The organism is Acidaminococcus sp. CAG:542, assembly GCF_000437815.1.
Taxonomy (GTDB): domain Bacteria; phylum Bacillota; class Negativicutes; order Acidaminococcales; family Acidaminococcaceae; genus Acidaminococcus.
On record NZ_FR902012.1, the window covers coordinates 1 to 3,355 of the forward strand.

Here is a 3,355-nt window from a genome sequence, read left to right on the forward strand (position 1 = left end):
CGGGTTCCCTCCTGCCGCTAGAGACTAGTGACTAGTGACTGTCAGCTCATGACCAGTTGCCCCCGGCAGATGGTCTCCGACCGCTTTTCCCCTCCATTCATGCTATAATATCCCTATCACCAAAGGGAGGCTGGCTATGGACGGATTAAAAGATGGACTCTACGAAAAAGTTATTTCTCAAAAGTTAGACCAAAAGCTGAAGGAAGCGTTAGACCGGAAGGAAGTCTGGGCTACGGTTTCGGACAAGGTGGATCCTCAGGAAGCGGTGGGATATCTTTCGGACTACATCCGGAAGTTAGTGCACCTTTGCCTGAAAGATCTGGCAGACCAGAATGGGGACAGTCTACTCCAGAAGGAACTTTCTCTCACCAATGGACTGGTCCATTATCTGACAGAAAAATCTCCGGAACTGGCTACAGGAAACCAGGTAGATCGGGAGGATTTTCTCTTGCTGGAATTGCAGCACCGGTTGAACCAGGTCCAGGAAGTCCATCGTCCTCGGCCGGCTACTTCTCTTTCCCGCTCTTTTCTTTTTACCAACAGCCAGAAGGACGTTTCCATGGTTTCAGAACTCCGCCGGGAAATTGCCTCCAGCGACCGAATTGATTTTCTGGTTTCCTTTATTAAATTTTCTGGTCTGACCTTGATTCTCCCCTATTTGCGGACTTTTACTGCAGCCGGTGGCCATTTGCGGATCCTGACTACTACCTATATGGGTGCTACAGACCCCAAAGCCATTGAGATCCTTTCCCAGCTTCCCAATACGGAAGTGCGGATTTCGTATAATGTGAAGGAAACCCGGCTCCATGCCAAAGCGTATCTTTTTCAGCGGAACAGTGGCTATTCCACTGCCTATGTGGGTTCTTCCAACCTGTCCCATGCGGCCATTGCCGATGGTTTGGAATGGAATATGAAAGTAACCCAGCAGGATATGCCGGAAATCATGGCCAAGATGAATGCCACTTTTGAAACCTACTGGCATTCTAAGGATTTTCAGCCCTATACAGAAGATGACCTGCCTCAACTGAAGGAAGCCATCCATCAACAACGGTATCAGGGCACGGAAAAAGGAAAGGAGATTACCTACTCCTTTACCATTCGGCCTTATCCCTATCAGCAGGTGATCCTGGACGCCCTGGAAGTGGAGCGGCGGGAGCGGCACCGGTACCATAATTTGATTGTAGCAGCCACCGGGACGGGAAAAACGGCCATTTCGGCTTTTGATTACCGGCGGTTCAAAGAAAGTCGTCCAGAAGGAGCCCGACTGCTGTTCATTGCCCACCGGAAAGAAATTTTGGAACAGAGCCAGTCTTGTTTCCGTCAGGTTTTAAAGGACCCGAACTTTGGAGAACTGGCAGTGGCTGGTAAGCATCCGGCCCAAATGGATCATGTGTTCATGTCCATCCAAACCTGCAACAGTCTAGCCCTATGGGACCATATGGCCCGGGATTATTACGATATGATCATCGTGGATGAGTTCCACCATTCGGCGGCCCAATCTTACCAGAAACTGCTGAACTATTTCCAGCCTCAGATCCTGCTGGGACTTACGGCTACTCCGGAGCGGATGGATGGAAAAGATATTCTCCACTGGTTTGACGACCATATTGCTGCGGAAATCCGTTTGCCGGCAGCCATTGAGCGGCGGTTGCTGTGTCCCTTCCACTATTTCGGGGTATCGGACACGGTGGACCTGACCCATGTAAAATGGACCAACGGCCATTACGATATTGGAGCCCTAACCAACTTGTACGTAATGGAATCCCATACGGCCAATAAGCGGGCCCAGGCCATTCTGGATGCGGTGGATCGGTATACGGCAGATTGGCAGGGAATCCATGGGGTGGGGTTTTGCGTCTCCCAAGCCCATGCTCACTTTATGGCGGACTATTTCAACCAACAGGGGATTCCTGCCCTGGCCCTGGATGCCCAATCATCAGATGAGGAACGGCAAAGCGCCAGTCAAAAGCTGGCCAGCGGAGCCCTTACCTTTATTTTCGTGGTAGACCTGTTCAACGAAGGGGTGGATATTCCCTGCATCAACACTATCCTGTTCCTGCGTCCTACCAACAGTATGACAGTATTTCTCCAACAGCTGGGCCGTGGGCTCCGTCTGGACCAGGGGAAGGATTGTCTCACCGTACTGGACTTTGTGGCCCAGGCCAACAGAAAATATGATTTTGCCAGCCGGTTCCAGGCTCTGGTGGGCCGGGACAATGTGTCCATTCCCCGGGAAGTCAAAGATGGGTTCCCCCATGTGCCCAAAGGCTGTTCCATCCAGCTGGAAGAAATCGCCCAGAAACGGGTGCTGGATAATATCCGGTCCCGACTCCGGGGAGATGCTTTTTACCAGGAATGTATCCGGGATCTGTACGATGCCGCGGGAGGAACAGTCCCCACATTGGCTCAGTTCTTAAAGGCCGCCAATGTAAAACCGGAAGTCTTTTATAACGGTCGACGGACCTATGCCCGGTTGTGTGCCCAGGCCCAGGTGATTCCGAATTTTCCGGAATTCCCGGAAGAAAAAGTCCTGGAACGGGCTTTGCCCCGGCTGTTAGGCATGGATTCTCCCTTGTGGATCACTTTTTTGAAGAATTCCTTCCAGCAAAAAGAAGCACCGAAATCCCTGATGGCCCTTCAGCAACAATATCTGCGGATGTGGCAATTCACCTTATGGGGAAAAGATTGGCAGGAGGCCGGATTGAGGGACCCCTGGGAGGCCATCCACCTTTGGCAACGGACCCCGGAACTAAGTCAGGAAATCCAGGCTGTCCTGTATCTCCAGTTTGACCGTTTTACCATCCTTCCCCAAAAAGCGACTCTCCCCTACCCCTGTGCCCTGGAAGTCTATTGCAACTACTCCCGAGACCAGATTTTCGCCGCTCTGGGATTGGCCAAGCCCAATAGTGTCCGGGAAGGGGTAAAATACCTGCACCCAGAAAACAGTAGCCTGGTGAACCAGGATACGGATGTATTCCTGGTGACCTTGAATAAGTCGGACAAGGAATTTTCCGAATCCACCCGGTACGAAGATTATTCCATCAACGACCGGCTGTTCCATTGGCAAAGCCAGAACGCCACCACCCCGGAATCCCCCACAGGGCAGCGGTACATCCATCAGCGGGAAAAGGGAAATATTGTCCTGCTGTTTGTCCGGGATCAAAAGAAAGATTCCCAGGGCAATTCCCAGAACTACACCTTCCTGGGCACCGCTCAACTATCCAGCTGGAGCGGCAGCCAGCCCATCACCATCATCTACCACCTGGACAACCCCATTCCCGCCAAGTATATTACCACCACTGATAGTAGCGGGGTGCTGTGAAAAAAGGCCGCCGGAAAATCCGGCGGCCTTTTG

General features: G+C 52.0%; 1 protein-coding gene. It reads left to right on the forward strand.

Going from position 1 to position 3,355, the window contains the following annotated elements; genetic code table 11:
- The first annotated feature begins 136 nt into the window (after positions 1–136).
- Positions 137–3,322, forward strand: coding sequence for a DUF3427 domain-containing protein (locus QVO43_RS00465; protein ID WP_022486677.1), 3,186 nt, complete (start codon positions 137–139; stop codon positions 3,320–3,322).
- Positions 3,323–3,355 lie beyond the last annotated feature (33 nt).